Annotated in this window: 17 protein-coding genes; 12 read left to right on the forward strand and 5 right to left on the reverse strand. The window is 46.3% G+C overall.

What is annotated here, in order from left to right; genetic code table 11:
• Positions 1-9: 9 nt before the first annotated feature.
• Positions 10-2,211 (reverse strand): hypothetical protein, encoded by a 2,202-nt coding sequence (locus I2I11_RS17625; RefSeq protein WP_196269054.1) that lies wholly within the window; start codon positions 2,209-2,211, stop codon positions 10-12.
• Positions 2,212-2,446: 235 nt separating this feature from the next.
• On the opposite strand from I2I11_RS17625, the gene I2I11_RS17630 reads away from it, so the two are divergent.
• On the forward strand, positions 2,447-2,644 hold the full coding sequence (locus tag I2I11_RS17630) for a hypothetical protein (RefSeq protein ID WP_196269055.1): 198 nt from the start codon (positions 2,447-2,449) through the stop codon (positions 2,642-2,644).
• A 206-nt stretch (positions 2,645-2,850) separates the two neighbouring features.
• On the opposite strand, the gene I2I11_RS17635 is transcribed toward I2I11_RS17630, so the two are convergent.
• The 4 genes from I2I11_RS17635 to I2I11_RS17650 form a co-directional block, all read right to left on the reverse strand.
• Positions 2,851-3,621 carry a 3-keto-disaccharide hydrolase gene (locus I2I11_RS17635; RefSeq protein ID WP_196269056.1) on the reverse strand — a complete coding sequence of 257 codons (771 nt, stop codon included), beginning with the start codon at positions 3,619-3,621 and terminating at the stop codon, positions 2,851-2,853.
• Positions 3,622-3,903: 282 nt separating this feature from the next.
• A complete protein-coding gene (locus I2I11_RS17640; protein ID WP_196269057.1) occupies positions 3,904-4,584 on the reverse strand; it encodes a gluconate 2-dehydrogenase subunit 3 family protein in 681 nt (226 codons plus the stop codon).
• Positions 4,585-4,605: 21 nt separating this feature from the next.
• Positions 4,606-6,345: a GMC family oxidoreductase gene (locus I2I11_RS17645; RefSeq protein WP_196269058.1), complete on the reverse strand. Its 1,740-nt coding sequence runs from the start codon at positions 6,343-6,345 to the stop codon at positions 4,606-4,608.
• A gap of 355 nt (positions 6,346-6,700) precedes the next feature.
• A complete protein-coding gene (locus I2I11_RS17650; RefSeq protein ID WP_196269059.1) occupies positions 6,701-7,738 on the reverse strand; it encodes a LacI family DNA-binding transcriptional regulator in 1,038 nt (345 codons plus the stop codon).
• 267 nt (positions 7,739-8,005) lie between these two features.
• Between I2I11_RS17650 and I2I11_RS17655 the strand changes: the two genes are divergently transcribed.
• From I2I11_RS17655 to I2I11_RS17705, 11 genes are all read left to right on the forward strand, one after another.
• On the forward strand, positions 8,006-8,983 hold the full coding sequence (locus tag I2I11_RS17655; protein WP_196269060.1) for an isoaspartyl peptidase/L-asparaginase family protein: 978 nt from the start codon (positions 8,006-8,008) through the stop codon (positions 8,981-8,983).
• Positions 8,984-9,013: 30 nt separating this feature from the next.
• Positions 9,014-9,577 carry a hypothetical protein gene (locus tag I2I11_RS17660; RefSeq protein ID WP_196269061.1) on the forward strand — a complete coding sequence of 188 codons (564 nt, stop codon included), beginning with the start codon at positions 9,014-9,016 and terminating at the stop codon, positions 9,575-9,577.
• Positions 9,578-9,692: 115 nt separating this feature from the next.
• Positions 9,693-10,457 (forward strand): copper homeostasis protein CutC, encoded by a 765-nt coding sequence (locus I2I11_RS17665; protein WP_196269062.1) that lies wholly within the window; start codon positions 9,693-9,695, stop codon positions 10,455-10,457.
• Between the two features lie 477 nt (positions 10,458-10,934).
• Positions 10,935-11,486 (forward strand): peptide-methionine (S)-S-oxide reductase MsrA, encoded by a 552-nt coding sequence (gene msrA, locus I2I11_RS17670; protein WP_196269063.1) that lies wholly within the window; start codon positions 10,935-10,937, stop codon positions 11,484-11,486.
• Positions 11,487-11,556: 70 nt separating this feature from the next.
• Positions 11,557-13,020 carry a M48 family metalloprotease gene (locus I2I11_RS17675; protein WP_196269064.1) on the forward strand — a complete coding sequence of 488 codons (1,464 nt, stop codon included), beginning with the start codon at positions 11,557-11,559 and terminating at the stop codon, positions 13,018-13,020.
• 264 nt (positions 13,021-13,284) lie between these two features.
• Positions 13,285-13,572: a hypothetical protein gene (locus I2I11_RS17680; RefSeq protein ID WP_196269065.1), complete on the forward strand. Its 288-nt coding sequence runs from the start codon at positions 13,285-13,287 to the stop codon at positions 13,570-13,572.
• A 151-nt stretch (positions 13,573-13,723) separates the two neighbouring features.
• The gene (locus I2I11_RS17685; protein WP_196269066.1) at positions 13,724-13,960 is read left to right on the forward strand and encodes a hypothetical protein; all 237 of its coding nucleotides are present in this window, start codon (positions 13,724-13,726) and stop codon (positions 13,958-13,960) included.
• The gene (locus I2I11_RS17690; RefSeq protein ID WP_196269067.1) at positions 13,942-14,247 is read left to right on the forward strand and encodes a type II toxin-antitoxin system RelE/ParE family toxin; all 306 of its coding nucleotides are present in this window, start codon (positions 13,942-13,944) and stop codon (positions 14,245-14,247) included. The genes I2I11_RS17685 and I2I11_RS17690 overlap by 19 nt, the downstream gene beginning before the upstream one ends.
• Before the next feature lie 157 nt (positions 14,248-14,404).
• Positions 14,405-14,641 carry a hypothetical protein gene (locus tag I2I11_RS17695; protein ID WP_196269068.1) on the forward strand — a complete coding sequence of 79 codons (237 nt, stop codon included), beginning with the start codon at positions 14,405-14,407 and terminating at the stop codon, positions 14,639-14,641.
• Positions 14,642-14,916: 275 nt separating this feature from the next.
• Complete coding sequence (msrB, locus tag I2I11_RS17700) at positions 14,917-15,471, forward strand: peptide-methionine (R)-S-oxide reductase MsrB (RefSeq protein WP_196269069.1); 555 nt, start codon at positions 14,917-14,919, stop codon at positions 15,469-15,471.
• Between the two features lie 54 nt (positions 15,472-15,525).
• Positions 15,526-15,744 (forward strand): VF530 family protein, encoded by a 219-nt coding sequence (locus I2I11_RS17705; RefSeq protein ID WP_196269070.1) that lies wholly within the window; start codon positions 15,526-15,528, stop codon positions 15,742-15,744.
• Positions 15,745-15,937: the final 193 nt, after the last annotated feature.

Genomic DNA, 15,937 nt, shown 5'->3' on the forward strand with positions numbered 1-15,937 from the left:
TATCTATACTTACCAGGATAAACTTACCTTAATACCATCAGGACTATTCTCAAAACTTAAATAACAAGTTCCTGATGCTGCATCCCATGCGGTTTTCACATCGCTTATCTGCTCTCCTTTGCTATTAGTAAGCTTAATATCTTTAGGGGATGCTGGTAGCAGTATGCGCATGCTGTTTATCGTTTTAGCAGGGCTTTTTGCAGTAAATTTGTAACTACCGCTATTTGCTTTTTCATCATAAATTCTTGAGGCTGAAGCTAAAACCTGAGGTTTCTTTTTATCCTGAATTCTGCTGATGTTATATAGAAAAGCCTGACTGCCGGGGTTTATAACCTTTTGAGTCAAGACTGGTAGCGCCGGATCAAAAAGGTCAATTACCGGCCCTTTAACTGTATAGGATTTATTACTTATACTTTCATCCATTACTGAGACAATATCATAAGGGCCTCTTTCTAAGTATAAATTATTCTTAAAAGTTAAATCTCCTCCCCTGGCATCGGTTTCATAAGCTTCTTTTATAGTTGCGATATACCCCGATGCGGCATTTGGTTCCATCACAAATTTTTTTGGATTTTGCCTGATCACATACACAGCACCTTTCCCAACGGTGAATTTTTCCTTTGTTGCAGCAGGATTTATACCTAATCGTTTAAATAAATCCTCGGAAGGCGCCTTATATTTATTTTCTTTCGTGTTCCACCATTCCATTACAGTTTGGTAAGGGTCATCATCCCGGCCGCAATACACCAGCACCCCACCTTTCTTTACCCACTCAGCAAGACTTTTATGCACATCCGGCGACATGGGCTTCATATTGGAATAACTCATCACCAAAACCTTGATATCTTTTAAAGAAGCGTCGAGCCCCAGATTTTCCATATGCACTGTCTGCACCGGCACGCCCCGCTTCAGCAACGGCAGTGTTTGTCCGTAAAAGTTGGAGAATTGCGGATCTTCAAATCCGTTATGTGTCGGAAAGCGCTGAAACATCAACGAATTGCCCATCAGCACGCCAATTCCATTCACGCCCGACACACGATTATCTGATAAAGGCATATCATTTAATGCATTTATCATTACCTGCATTTGTGTTGAATAATATTTCGGTATCAACACGCTGCTATCGCTGTTTGCCACTTTATAAGGCTTGGTATAAATGCGCTCCGGCCACGGCATTACTTCATAATCAGCTACCATCGGGTATAATAATTGCGCTGTGAACGTGGCTTCATAATTACGTTTATAATCGCTCCAGTCGCGTCGCCTGTCCTCTATAGGGTCGGTCAGGAAAAATACTTTGCGACCGGTTGGTGCCGTCATCGAGACCATAGAGCCATATTCCAGAAAAGCATTCTCAAATACTCTTTCTTTAGATAGCCCGTTAAAATACGTTGGCTCTCTCGAAGTACCGGTCCAAACCTGGGCTATATAGCCATCTATACCCGGCAATGAGGCGAGACAGGCTTCAGGGCTGACGATTTGCCAGGATGAGTAATTTACCAGCGAATGTGTGGGGACATAAAATTTAATATCCATGCCTTTACTTTTGCCATACGCTTTCCCATAAGATGAGACCTCCTTCAGGGCATTGTAATACAAATGATATTTTAGCTTGCTTGAGAGATAAGTATTTTCAGGTGACAAGTGCTGCGCTTTCCAGGGGAAGCCATAATATTTCTGCCATTCATCTTTAAAAGCCGAGCTATACCCTGCTCTTGCCCAGAACTCAGGTTCTTCCAGGTAAATTGAGCTGATTCCTGCATCAATAACTTTTTTGATGACAGCAGTTTTCATGTACTCAATAAATGATTGTACAGGCACAATATAGGGTATGTTCCTGCCATGCCAGATGGTGTCTCCATCCATTTCAACCTGCCCTTCGCCAAGGTGGTTCTTACCATCCCATTTACCTAAAAAGTAATCCTGATAGGAACCCCATGCTATTCCAGTCATGAAATGCGTATTATATCCATGATCTCTCCAGGATTTTACGCGCTCTTCAAATGTCATTCTCTGGCGGCCGTCAGATGGATTCCCATTGACGCCATAAACAATAGCAACATCCGACCGAATATCAATCTCGGGCATCCATGGACTGCTTGTCTGGAATGCTGTCTTTTCTTTTAGAACAGGCGCGTCCTCCTTTCTTTGCTGCGCATTTACAGTATAAGCTATACAAAGGATATAGAAAAAAATTATAGTTTTTTTCATGTTAAAGATTTTAAAGGACGAATGTATAGATGCTTTTTCATTTAAGGGATCTTAATCTTTAAGCTTTATTATAATTATAATTTTAAACCATAATCAATACAGACACCTCCTGTAAGGCAAGTATAGAAACAGCAGGAATCAGGTATGGAACCGTATGCATGGTAGCTGAGGCATGAGATCTGTTCCTTTTAACTCCTGACGCGTATACTTTATTTGTTTAACAAAGCAATCTGGTATGAAAAAGATAATGAAGTTAAGCCTTTTGGTATTTCTATTAACCGCTTTTACCGCCTGTGGCAGCCAGAATGGCAACACAGCAGAACAGGCAGGAACCGGAGCAGAAGCGGATACTACCCTGAATTCAACTATAGATGCAGACACATCTGTGACACTGGACCCCGATACAGCGCTGTACCATGACATGACGCTATAGCTTATAGCCGAAGAAAAAGCTCCGCCTGTAAACGCAGCAAGTGAATGGGAACCACGGACTACGCGCAGCTATGCCAGATGTTCGGTACCGGCACTACACAAAACAGCCTTCTTTATGCGCAGGAAAGATTTTTATTTTTTCTGCGCATAAAGAAGGCTGTTTATACTGTCTCTTATAGAGAACCAACAACTGCTTACGTTTGCCTGTTATAGTTCTCTTACCCAGATGTTGCGGTAGCTTATGGGTTCGCTTTTATCGCCGTGGGCCTGTAGCTTTATAGGAGCCGGTCCATGTTTTTTGTAAGATGGTTTGCCGATATACTGGGTTGGCCCCAGCAGTTCCACATTGTTTTCAACGAGCACACCGTTAAATAAAACGGTTACCCGCGCAGGTGTTTTCACTGAGCCATCCTCTTTGAAAGTAGGCGCTTTCCAGAACACGTCATAGCTTTGCCATTCGCCCGGCTTTTTGGCAGGGTTTGACAGGGGTATAAACTGCTTGTAAATGCTGCCGGCCATGCCGTTCACATAGGTCTTGTTGTTGTAAGAATCCAGCACCTGCAGTTCGTAACCCGCATCGCCTTTGCCTGTTGAAGCCAGAAAAACACCGCTGTTGCCGCGCGCCTGCCCTTCGCCCGTAATGTTTTCCGGAATGCGCCATTCCAAATGCAATTGGTAATCCTTGAAATCCTGTTTGGTCTCGATGTTACCGGTTTCTTTATTTACTGTAAGTATACCGTTGGCCACTGTCCATTTTGCCGGCTTGGTCCTGTCGTCCGTCATCACCCATTTATCCAGGTTCTTGCCATCAAACAAAACAATGGCATCCGAGGGCGCCTCAATAACTACTTTGCCGGGTGTTACAACTTCGGGTACGGGTTCCCATACTTCTGTATCTTCTGGTTTTGCTTTTTGCTGTGCTTTTGCCATAAAAAAACTGCCGGCCAACAGGGCGGTTAATACTAGTTTGTAGGTCATGGTATGATGATTTGATGATTATAAAATAGGCTTGTAGATCCGTAGCTGTGCTCTTTAATGAAAAAGGTTCAGGCAAAATATACCTTGCATCTCGTTCGCTGTTATACCAGGCGTAATTTGCGCTGAAACAAAGTATAAGCTTTAAATATTAAGTAGCTGTACAAAGATAGTTTTAAAGTATAAACACATGCAGTCCTTCTCCTGTCTTTCCAGAGAATAACGAACATAAAGTTTTATACTTGTGATTCATCCGCTATTTTGTTCAGTTTCAGAACTCCCGGATTATGCCTGCCGGTCAAATGTAATGCACTCCCGCAATTCTTTGTCTGTATAAGCCAGGTTGTGCTTTTTTAACACATCTTCCGGTACGCCTTTCCACTGGTTCGGGCGGTTGCCCATGTAACCGATATCTTCCACACCCATTTCAGACGTGAAAAAGCCGGTTGCCGTCAGGTTGCGCATCAGGTTAAAGAAAGCTACACCTTTCTGCATTTCCGGCTTAGCTCTTTCAGGATAAGCAATGGCATCCACCATTTCCAGTTGCTGTTTTTCGCTGCAATCGGTAAATGGTTTGTCATAACGGTTCTGGCATTGTATGTCAAGCCATCGCAGGCCGCTGCGCATAGGTGTCTTGTTCTCCGGTTTGTCCTTCACGATAAATTCAATAAAATCCGGCACGCCGGCGTCGGACGCACTGCCGCTTACCTCATCTTTCGGAATGATGATGTCGCCCAGTACCGTTATGGTGGCCATCTCATGCTCGGTGAAGAAGTCTTCAGATCTTATTTTCTTTAAACGCGCAATCTCCTCTTTCATCCGGCCAGCTTTGGAGGCATCGGGCGTTTTTACAACTTCTGCAACTGTTTGCTCTTCAGTTTTGGTGTTGCTGTCGCAGGATTCTAAAAGAAAAGTGGAGGAAACAGTAGTCAGCACAAGGGCTTTCAGGGATTCTCTTCTGTCCATAAGCTAGTATGTTAAACCTGATTAGAGATTTTGCTTTTTCATTTCATCAATAATATACTCCGAAGCCCGCATAGACAAGGCCATGATGGTCCAGGTGATATTTTTATCACCCTGCGACACAAACTGGCCGCCATCCACGCAAAACAGGTTCTTGCAATCATGCGCCTGGCTCCATTTGTTCAGGGCCGATTTTTTAGGGTCATTTCCCATCCGCACCGTGCCCGCTTCGTGTATGATTTTGCCCGGCACCTGCAAGCCCCAGTTATTATGCGGCCCGGCATCGCCGCCAGAGGTAATGATAGCGCCCATTTCGTGCAGAATCTCTTTGAAGGTCTGGTTCATGTGTTTCGCCTGGTTGATCTCGTAATCAGAATACTTCACGTTAAACCGCAGCACAGGGATGCCATATATATCGACCACGTTGGGATCAATTTCGCAGTAATTACTTTCTAAAGCAAGGGCTTCGCCGCGACCGGCCATGCCGACACCTGCGCCATACATAAACCGGTAATCTTCTTTCAGTGATTTGCCATAGCCGCCTGCTTCCTTGGTTTTGCCATGCATCTCAAGTTTCCCGTTCAATCCTTCTATACCCCATCCGAAGCCATAGGCAGGTTGCTGCATACCGCCCCAATACTCAATGTGATAGCCCCTCGGGAAATCGAGTTTTTTGTTATCCAGCCACCAGGGTGTGTACACGTGCATGCCGCCTACGCCATCTTCGTTGTAACGTTTGCGGCCCATCAGTTCGGGCAATACGCCGCTCACAGAGGCACCGGTTGAGTCGTGTAAATATTTACCCACTACATCGCTAGAGTTGGCCAGTCCGTTCTGGTGACGGCGCGAAACGGAGTTGAGCAATAACCGGGCGCTTTCGCAGGCACTGGCGGCAAGTATCACCACCCGCCCATCTACCTGGTACTCCATCATATCATCCTTATCGACATAAGATACGCCTGTTGCCAGCCCATCGGCATTGGTTACAACCTCGCGTGCCATGGCATTGGGTATCACATCCACATTTCCGGTGGCTACGGCAGGCTTTACCAGGCAGGACGATGAAGAGAAGTCAGCGTATACTTTGCAGCTGCGGCCGCACTGCGCGCAGTAAAAACACTGCCCGCGCTCGTCGTTTATTTTTTTGGTGAGAATAGATAAGCGCGAAGGAATAACCGGAATGCCAATTCCGTTCGCGGCCTTTTTTATTTTCAGTTCGTGCAGGCGCGGCAGCGGGGGTGGCAGGAAAATACCATCAGGCTCATTTTCCAGCCCTTCGTTGGTACCGAATACGCCTATCAGCCTGTCTACTTTGTCATAGAATGGCTTTACATCCTCATAGCCGATTGGCCAGTCCTCGCCCAGGCCGTCTATACTTTTATGCTTGAAATCCTTAGGCCCGAAGCGGAGCGAGATGCGCCCCCAGTGGTTGGTTCTTCCGCCCAGCATTCTGGCGCGCCACCAGTCCCACTCGGTGCCTTCTGCTTTTGTATAAGGCTCTCCGTCTATTTCCCATCCCCAGTAGCAACCGTCAAAGTCGCCGAAAGGACGGAACTTGGTGGAGGCACCCCTTCGCGGAGATTCCCAGGGGTTTTTCAGCTGCGCTGAATCAGTAGCCGGATCAAACATGGGCCCGGCTTCGAGCAGGCATACCTTTAAGCCCGACTTAGCCAATGTATAAGCCGCCATGCCGCCGCCGGCGCCGGAGCCTACTATAACTGCATCATACTTCTTTGGTTGTTCTTTAATCTGGAAAGCTGCCATAAAAACTATGCGAATCAAGGGTGAAAGGAGGACAGATACAGCATTAAACTATTGTGGCTCAGCGTATCAAGTATAAAGCATTTGCCACAGTTTTTGCCAAATCTACCATTTGCCACTGCTATAATATATATTTACAGCATCAAAAGCAATGTTTCAACAGCAATTTACTTCCTGCCAGTACCACAAACTAAAATTACAGGCCCGTTTATGCCTCAGGCAGCAGCTTCGATCGTGGCCGTTTACAAGGCGTAAATCATCCATGCACATCTGGGAAAACGCACAAAATATCTTCCGGGCAGCATAATCGCTGGACGGCTTCAGCTCTTTTTCCGCTTCCGGCCGCTATACTTAAAAATCAAAGAGAAACAGGGTTGCGATGCAACTCGGAGGACTCCCTGATGATTAATTTAGCAGGCAGAACAATCTCCTGGATGTTGCTTCCGATATCAGATCCATCCAAAGAATTTAACATCAGGCGGATAATTTGCCTGGAGATTTCTTCTACCGGCTGGGCAATTGCCGTAATTGGCGGGTTGTGCAGCTTAAAGAGATCATGATCATCAAAAGATACCACCCCAATATCAGACGGGATATGCAGGTTCAGGGTTTTGAGGGCCTGCAATCCCCAGATGCCGATGTAATTGGTGCCAAACAATACAGCATCGGTTTCTCTATGCGCTTTCAGGTAGGAGGCTATCCGGGTAATGTTCTGTGTGGCAGAATCATCAAAGTTCAGTTTCAGCACCGAAACGGGCAGGCCCTGCGCCTCCATGGCTTGCTCGTAGCCCCGCAGGCGATCCACCATCTGGGTTTGTTCTGAATCCAGGGTAACAAAGGCCACGTGCCGGAAACCCTGCGCAGTGAGGTGACTAACGGCGTGATGTGTGCTGTTGGCATTATCAATCACCACGTAACTGGATTTCAGCGCAGGCAGAAAACGGTCAGCCAGTATTACAGGAATATTGTCGTCTATCAGCAGTTTAATGTCCTCCTCCACTCCCTCTGGCGGCGTTATGATATATCCGTCGATAAGCCTGTCTCTGAACATCCTGATCAGATCACGGGTTTTTTCCACTTTGTTTTCTGTGCTGCAGTAAAGAATGCGGTAACCTTTGTTGTGGGCTTCTTCTTCGATAAGGCGGGCTACCTGCGCAAAAAAAACATTTGAAATATCCTCCACCATCAGGCAGATAATTTTAGACTTACCCGTTCTTAAGCCCTGCGCAATTGAGTTTGGCTTAAAACCAACTTCTTCCACAAAAGCCAGCACTTTCCTGGTTAGGCTTTCACTGATTCTTTTCTCCTTTGCTTTTCCGTTCAGTATAAAAGAAACCGTTGTAACTGAAACACCCAACTGATTCCCAATGTCGCGGATTGAAAGCTTCTTACTCATGCTCTGTTCTTCAGAAAGTCCTTTAAAAATATTTGCACCAGCGCAGCAGGCAAGTATAGATATATTATTTCAACTATTTATACATATTTTTACGGCAATAGTTGTGGCCTATCCTGCCCATCTGAAGTATAAAGGCAGCAATATTTCTGCGCCAATTTTAAGTATGGCTTTTAAATATGCCACATAAGCGTTAAATAGTGCTTTGTTAGCATCTGTCGGAGCGTTTACCCTCTCCTTCATTAAACAGCACATACCGGATAAATACTTATGAACAGCAGAAGAAATTTTCTCAGATTGTCGGCCTGGGGCGCCACCATGGCAAGCGGCCTCTACCCTATTGGCAAAGCGTTTGCCGGCTCTCCGGGAAAAGGAAAAATGAACAAGCCCGTGGTTATCTCTACCTGGAACCACGGCATTCCGGCCAATGCGGCCGCCTGGGAAATCTTATCGCAGGGCGGGCAGGCGCTGGATGCCGTAGAAGCAGGCGTGCGGGTGCCCGAAGGAGACCCGAATGTAAGAACCGTAGGTTATGGCGGCTTCCCCGATCGGGAAGGCCATGTAACGTTGGATGCCTGCATTATGGACAAAGACAGCAACTGCGGCTCGGTCGCCTTTCTGGAGCACATCAAACACCCGATATCGGTTGCCCGCAAGGTAATGGAAGAAACGCCACACGTCATGCTGGTCGGCGAAGGTGCTTTGCAGTTTGCTCTGGCACAGGGTTTTCAGAAAGAAGACCTCCTGACGCCCGAATCTTATAAAGACTGGCAACAATGGCTGAAGGAATCGAAGTATAAACCGGTCATCAACATCGAAAACCACGACACCATCGGGATGCTGGCGCTGGATGCGCAGGGTAACCTGGCGGGCGCCTGCACTACCAGCGGCGCCGCTTACAAAATGCACGGCCGCGTAGGAGACTCGCCCATTATCGGTGCCGGTCTGTTTGTTGATAACGAAGTAGGAGCCGCCACAGCCACAGGCTTGGGAGAAGCCGTGATCCGGATGGTCGGCAGCCACTTGGTGGTGGAACTGATGCGCCAGGGCAACTCGCCGGAGCAGGCCTGCAAACTGGCGGTAGAGCGCATTATTGCCAAACAAAAGGATGTAAAGGATCTGCAGGTCGGGTTTATTGCCCTCAACAAGCAGGGCGAGTATGGCGGCTACTGCATACAAAAAGGATTCGATTACGCCGTTCGCGACAAATCCGGCAGCACATTAACAAACGCCAAAAGCAAGTTGTAAGCAGGCAGTTAGTTGTAGGGAATAGGAATTATGAAAGTAGAGACTTTTCATATTGCTGCATGGGGAGAGCCAGAAACAGGTCTCGTCATTGACGAAAATGACGAATGGGTTCTGGTCAAGTATATACCAGTGGATTATCAGATAGACGGCTATAAAATCTATAAGAAAATCTTCATTGAAGAAAGAAAGCATTCGTCTAAAGAAGCAGCCATAGATAAAGAAGCAGCCATAGAAAAAGTTCTACAGCTTAAAGAAGTTAAAGCAGAATACCCAGAAGGATTCAACTTCGGCTCCAACATTAATCTGTTTGGCTCAACTGTTCACCTATTGAGATGGTCAGAGCAAAAGTATGGTCTGTTCGAGTTTCAAGACAACAACGAAGCAGAAGTCTTCTATGGCAAAATATCAGAGGTAACAGATAGTCTTTTAAGAATAGATATGGTTAAATCAGATGGTTCTGTGGAAAAAAAGTATGACTATGAATTTGAAGTAGATGAAATTAGAGCCATTGCTTTTGAGTCAGATTACTTCCTGTCTATGAAGTTGCTATGGCAAGATAAAATGAAGAACAACTCGCTACAACAAAACCTATAAGTTAGCTGTGACACCTTAAAGCAGAGACGATTAAAACGATGGCCTTCTATTTAGCAAGACCCTGTATACCAGCGTTTCAAATTTATACATCTTCAATTTTCAAATTAACTTAAGTATGGCCGGGCAGAAACTAGTGGCAGAGATTTGTGTTGATTCGGCACACGCTGCCATCGCGGCCGAACAGGGCGGTGCGCAGCGTGTGGAGTTATGCGACAGCCTGATAGAAGGAGGCACCACGCCCAGCGCAGGTATGATAGCCCTGACGCGGGCGCATATAAGTATTGGGCTGCACGTGCTCATCCGGCCCCGGCGAGGTGATTTTTTATACTCTGATCTGGAGTTCGACATCATGAAGCATGATATAGAAGTGGCTAAGAAGCTCGGGGCCGACGGGGTCGTGCTTGGCATCTTAAAAGCCGATGGCAACATAGATACAGCCAGAACGGGCGAGCTGATGACGCTTGCTTATCCGCTCAGCATCACCTTTCACCGGGCTTTTGATTTAACGCCTGATCCGTTCCGGGCACTCGATGATTTGCTGCAGCTAAAAGCAGACCGGCTGCTGACTTCCGGCCAGCAGCCCACGGCGCTTGCGGGCGCGCAACTTATCAGCGAACTGGTAAAAAAAGCAAACGACCGGATAATCATTATGCCCGGCGCAGGTATAAATGAGCAGAACGTACAGCAGCTTATCACCCAAACGGGCGCAGGCGAATACCATACTTCGGCCCGCAGCAGGACGGATGGTGACATGCTTTTCCGGCGAAACGATCTTTTTATGGCCAGCGCGACGCCCTTGTCGGAGTATGAGCATTTTGCTGCAGATGCTGCTAAAGTATCTGCCATCCGGGCTGCTGCCGAAGCGGCCCTGCAGCCCTGACAAGTACAGGCAGGTATAAAATCAGCTTACAAATTCCTTTCTCTTATTATACCGGCAAGCGGCGCCTATTTTGGTTACTGCGGCTTGCCGGTGCGCCTGCTGCTTTGGCACAAAATATCAATGTTCATTCCGTACGCCGGTGTTGTGCCGCTAAGTAGCCGACGCTTCGGGCATTTGTCCGCTTCACTCCTGATATACAGGCGCTGCTGATTTGCAAAAGAAATCAGGAGTCGGCTACGCCTTTTTCCGGGCGCGCAATCATGTATGGTTGTGTCCTCTATGCTGCAACCTTTATCCCTCCGGAAAACAGCTACTGTATTATTCCGTTAAAGTAAACAGTTGTGTACCAACCTGCAGGGCAGGCTGCCGAATATGTTTCTTTCAGGCAAAGTACAGCCCTGCCTGCAGGTCTCCAGAGTAGGCACGGTATACTTATACAGGTATATTTTTATCAGATTAACTTAAACCAACCGAGGAATGAATAAGATAACGGAACAGGATAAACAGTATGAACTGGCAACTTTTGCAGGCGGGTGCTTCTGGTGTATGGTAAAACCTTTTGACACCTGGCCCGGTGTTATAAAAGTGGTGTCGGGCTATACCGGCGGAGAGGTAGAAAACCCGACCTATGAGCAGGTATGCTCCGATACAACAGGCCATTATGAGGCTGTGCAAATCACCTTTGACCCGGCTATTATACCCTACACCGAGTTGCTGTCGGTATTCTGGGAGCAGATTGACCCGACAGATGCCGGTGGACAGTTTGCCGATCGTGGCTCTTCCTACCAGACTGCTATTTTTTACCACAATGAAGCGCAAAAAAAGATGGCAGAGCAATCAAAGCAGGAGCTGGCACAAAGCGGTAAATTTAATGCTCCCATCGTAACACCCATACTTCCGGCCAGGCCCTTTTATCCTGCAGAAACTTATCATCAGGATTATTACAAGAAAAACCCGCTGCACTACCAGCGCTACAGCATCGGCTCCGGCCGGGCGGCTTTTGTGGAAAGAAACCGGAAAAGAACATAGTAGCCACAAGGCTCCTGTTTATACGCTGCTCCCCAACACCTGAATAAATGTTTAACTAAATAGAGGTAACATGCGCAAACATACTTTTAATCTCTTCCTGATTTCTGTTTTTCTCCTGTTTAACTCCTGCGCCACCAACCCGGTAACAGGCGGAAGGGATTTCATACTTGTATCCGAAGAGCAGGAAATTGCCATGGGCCGGGAGGCAGATCCGCAGATTGTCGCACAATTCGGACTTTATGAGGATCCGGAACTGCAAAAGTTTATTCAGGAAAAAGGACAGCAGATGGCTGCCATCTCGCACCGGCCCAACATCAAGTATGAATTTAAGATCCTCGATTCGCCCGTGATTAATGCTTTTGCTGTGCCGGGCGGCTACGTATACTTTACGCGGGGCATCATGGCGTATTTCAACAACGAAGCCCAGTTTGCCGGTGTGCTGGGCCACGAAATAGGCCATATTGCCGCCCGCCATTCGGCGCAGCAGCAAAGCAAAGCCGTACTGGCGCAGGTCGGGCTGATTGCCGGGATGGTGATATCACCTGAATTTGCGCAGTTTGCTGACGCCGCCTCACAGGGCGTGAGCCTGTTGTTTCTGAAATTCGGGCGGGATGATGAGCGTGAGTCGGATTTGCTGGGCGTAGAATATTCTACCAAAATAGGCTACGACGCCACCGAAATGGCCGACTTCTTCCTGACGCTGCAACGACAGCAGGAACAAAGCGGTGCAGCCCCCATTCCTGATTTCCTTTCCACACACCCAAACCCAGGCGACAGGTATGTGCGGGTGCATGAACTGGCAGCCGAATGGAAACTAAAGGAAAATGTAACCAAGGCAGAGATAAACAGGAACGATTACCTCAGAATGATAGATGGAATAATTTATGGTGAAGATCCAAAGCAGGGTTTCGTCGAAAATAACGTTTTCTATCATCCGGTGCTCAAATTCCAGTTCCAGATACCGCCCACCTGGAGCCACATGAACAGCCCGCAGCAGGTACAACTGGCGCCAAAAGATGGCAAGGCCGTGATGATACTAACACTGGCACCGGGCGAAACACTGGAAGCAGCGGCACAGCAGATGCTGCAACAATACAAGTTGCAGCCTGTAGATTCTAAAAGCGTAACCGTAAACGGGCTTCCTGCACTGGCCATCGTTGCTGATCAGCAGCCGGAGCAGCAGCAGGGACAACAACAGCAACAGCCAGCTGTCCGGACGCTTACGTACCTGATACAGTATGGCGGCAATATTTACAGCGTGATGGGCATTACGAGCGCCGCAGATTTCGATGCCTATTTCCAGACCTTTAGCAACACCATGCAAAGCTTTAAATCCCTGACAGATCCTGCTAAGCTCAACAAGCAGGCCGAACGTGTACAGATAAAGACAATACAGCAAAGCGGCACATTGGCACAGGCGCTAAAAACGTTTAAAGTGCCGGATGCCAGAATGGAAGAACTGGCCATACTTAACGGCATGGAACTTACCGACAAGGTAGAAAAAGGAATGCTAATCAAAGTAATCGGGACTTAGGAAATAGCTGATTTTATTGAATACAGCTATAACCAGCAAGTATAAGAAGCTCTTTGTTAAACGGAGGTATGATTGTGAATTCCTGATGCTAGATGGTGTCCGATAAGAGAAGGCTTGTTATGTTATAGGAACCAGTAAAATTCTGATGAGAAAACAGGCAGTTATTCTCCGTACAAAAGCGTAGGTTTATGTTTAGCAGATAGTTAGTGGGCAAATTGCAAGTTAAGAATGCTTTCCAAATGACTAAAAAGAATAACTAAAACGATGAAAGACGCACCAGACATAGTTGGTGGAGCAAAGGTTATACTTTATGCTTTTGTAGAAGGAAGAAGGGCTACGGGAAAAATTGTACACATCCATATCGGAAAATCAGTAAACCCCACTGTTGGACTTGCTATCTGTAAATATGAAAATGAAGAAGGCTTTTACCTGTTCGGTTGTGATTCGAATTGGGAATCTGTAACCGATACGTGGCATGAAACAATAGATGATGCGATAGAGCAAGCAGAATGGGAGTATGAAGATTTATCAGGGGCTTGGGTAAAGAAATAAAAGAAAAACATGTAACAACACAATGCATGCCCAACCTTCGCTATCGCTTCAGGCTCAGCATGCACGCGGCTCGTTGGGGCTTATACTGAATAAAATAAACTAACTTCATTCTTATAGATTCAGTACATTTATACTGATAATTTAGTAAACCATGGAAGCTAATAATCTAAAAAATATACTTATCCAGCGCATCCAAGCTATCAATGATGAAGCTTTTTTAAATGCGCTTAAAATACTCACGGACGCTAAAGTCGCAACAGATTATTATAGTCTTAGCCAATTTGAGCAAGAGAAAATAAACAAAGCAAGACAGCAATACACAAACGGTGAAACCTATTCTCAGGAAGAAATAAAGCGAGATATAGATTCATGGCTAAAAAGCGCATAGTCTGGTCTAAAGAAGCCCGGCTTGATTTCAAAGCAACTTTAGAATTCTACAACGAAAGGAACGGGAGCAGTACCTATAGTAGAAAGCTGGCAGACGAGATTGTCAATATTATAGAAAAGCTTCAAATTAATAATTTCTTGGGCTCCAAGACATCTGAACCTCAAGTGCGTGTTCTGGTGAAGGGCACCTTTTCCATCTTTTACGAATTGAAAGAAGAAGAAATATTAATTTTGGTAATCTGGGACACCAGAAGAAATCCTGATGAATTGGAAAAGTACCTGCTCTAGGCTAGTGCAACCTTAACCCCCGCTCCGCTGCAGGCTTCAGCTGCACAAATCCGTTACTTGCAATTAAAATTTTAATATTGATTGAATAGTTAGTCATAAAATTTAGGCAATGTATTCAAGGGAGCTTTCTGAGAACCTTCATGAAGCACATGAATTAATGGAGAATATTATCAATACAAACAAAAGTATCATTGATGATGGACAGCTTAATGTATTTAAAGTAATGACATTAACATTAAAAGAAATAAGAGACAAGGTAGATAATCAGCAGTCTTTAGATAGACAGCTATTAAACGATTTTGGCAAGGCTTTGTCAATATCAGTTAAAGTGTTTGACGGCACTCGTATTGATGATTTGTTATGGAACATCAACACAGAGCTTAAGAAGAGATAAAATTTTAATGAAAATCATCTACTAACAAGGCACATAAATCAAGCTTCGGCTATGCTTTGCTCACTTTATGTACTAACCATAGGGGATATTAGAAGTAATAACAGTGACAGCGATATTTCATTAATTTGGATAAAAGAAAATTACGGTCTTGCCTCTTAAATCTATAAAACACCTCCCCGTCCATTCTCCCGCACAATTTTTGTATAAGAAAGTATGGCAATGGCAATCTGCTCCTGCCGCTACATCGTTAGTTAAACACAGCTTTACAAAACACCATGATCAAGCAATTCATACTTATACTTGCCCTGTCAGTCTTTTTGCTGCCAGGTTGCCAGAGCCAGAGCAAGCCGCTCCCGGTAAACCAAAAGCAAACCACCGCGCAGGCACAACACCCGAAGAATCCCTACTATTCCCGCACCGACACCACAAAGCTGAACCTGCCGGACGCCACCTGGAAAAAGGTGCTGCCAAATGATGTATACCAGGTAGCGCGGAACAAGGCCACCGAGCGGGCCTTTACCGGAAAGTACTGGAACGCCACAGGCATCGGCACTTATTATTGCGCTGCCTGCGGAAACGCCCTGTTCCGCTCCGATGCCAAGTTCGCGAGCGAGTGCGGCTGGCCCAGCTTCTTTGAGCCAATCAGGAAAAACGGCGTCATCTACCAGCCCGACCATTCGTACGGCATGGACAGAACGGAAGTGTTGTGCGGCCGTTGCGAGGCGCACCTGGGCCATTTATTCGATGATGGGCCGCCGCCCACCGGCAAGCGCTTCTGCATGAACTCGCTTGTGCTGGATTTTGAACCCGGCAAGCCGCTCGGCTTCTAGTCTAAATTTCTTTGCCGCGGCAGCGTATCGGCAGAATTTGTTATTTTTGCACCGATGGCAGAAGAACAGAAAAATAACCCGCTGCACGGCAAAACACTCCAGGCGATACTCGAACACCTGGTGGATTATTATGGCTGGGAACACCTGGGCTATAAAATTAACATCAACTGCTTTAAGCACGACCCAAGTATAAAATCGAGCCTGACATTTTTGCGTAAAACACCCTGGGCACGCCAGAAAGTGGAAGAACTATACCTGAAAACTATCCGCTGAGGCAAAACAAGGCAGGGAATTTTGCAAAAGAATGGAACACCTCCTATGAAGTATGTTCGTGAGCCTAGTGCCGCCGCTTCGGTGCTTTGCCTGCAACTCTAAACCTCCCGCGTCAGGCTCTCCTCCAGGAGAGATTTCCCGTGTTTCGAACCATATGGATTTATAATCCAGTTAGTTTACTTTTATATGATAT

The sequence above is a fragment of the Pontibacter rufus genome, assembly GCF_015694705.1.
GTDB lineage: Bacteria > Bacteroidota > Bacteroidia > Cytophagales > Hymenobacteraceae > Pontibacter > Pontibacter rufus.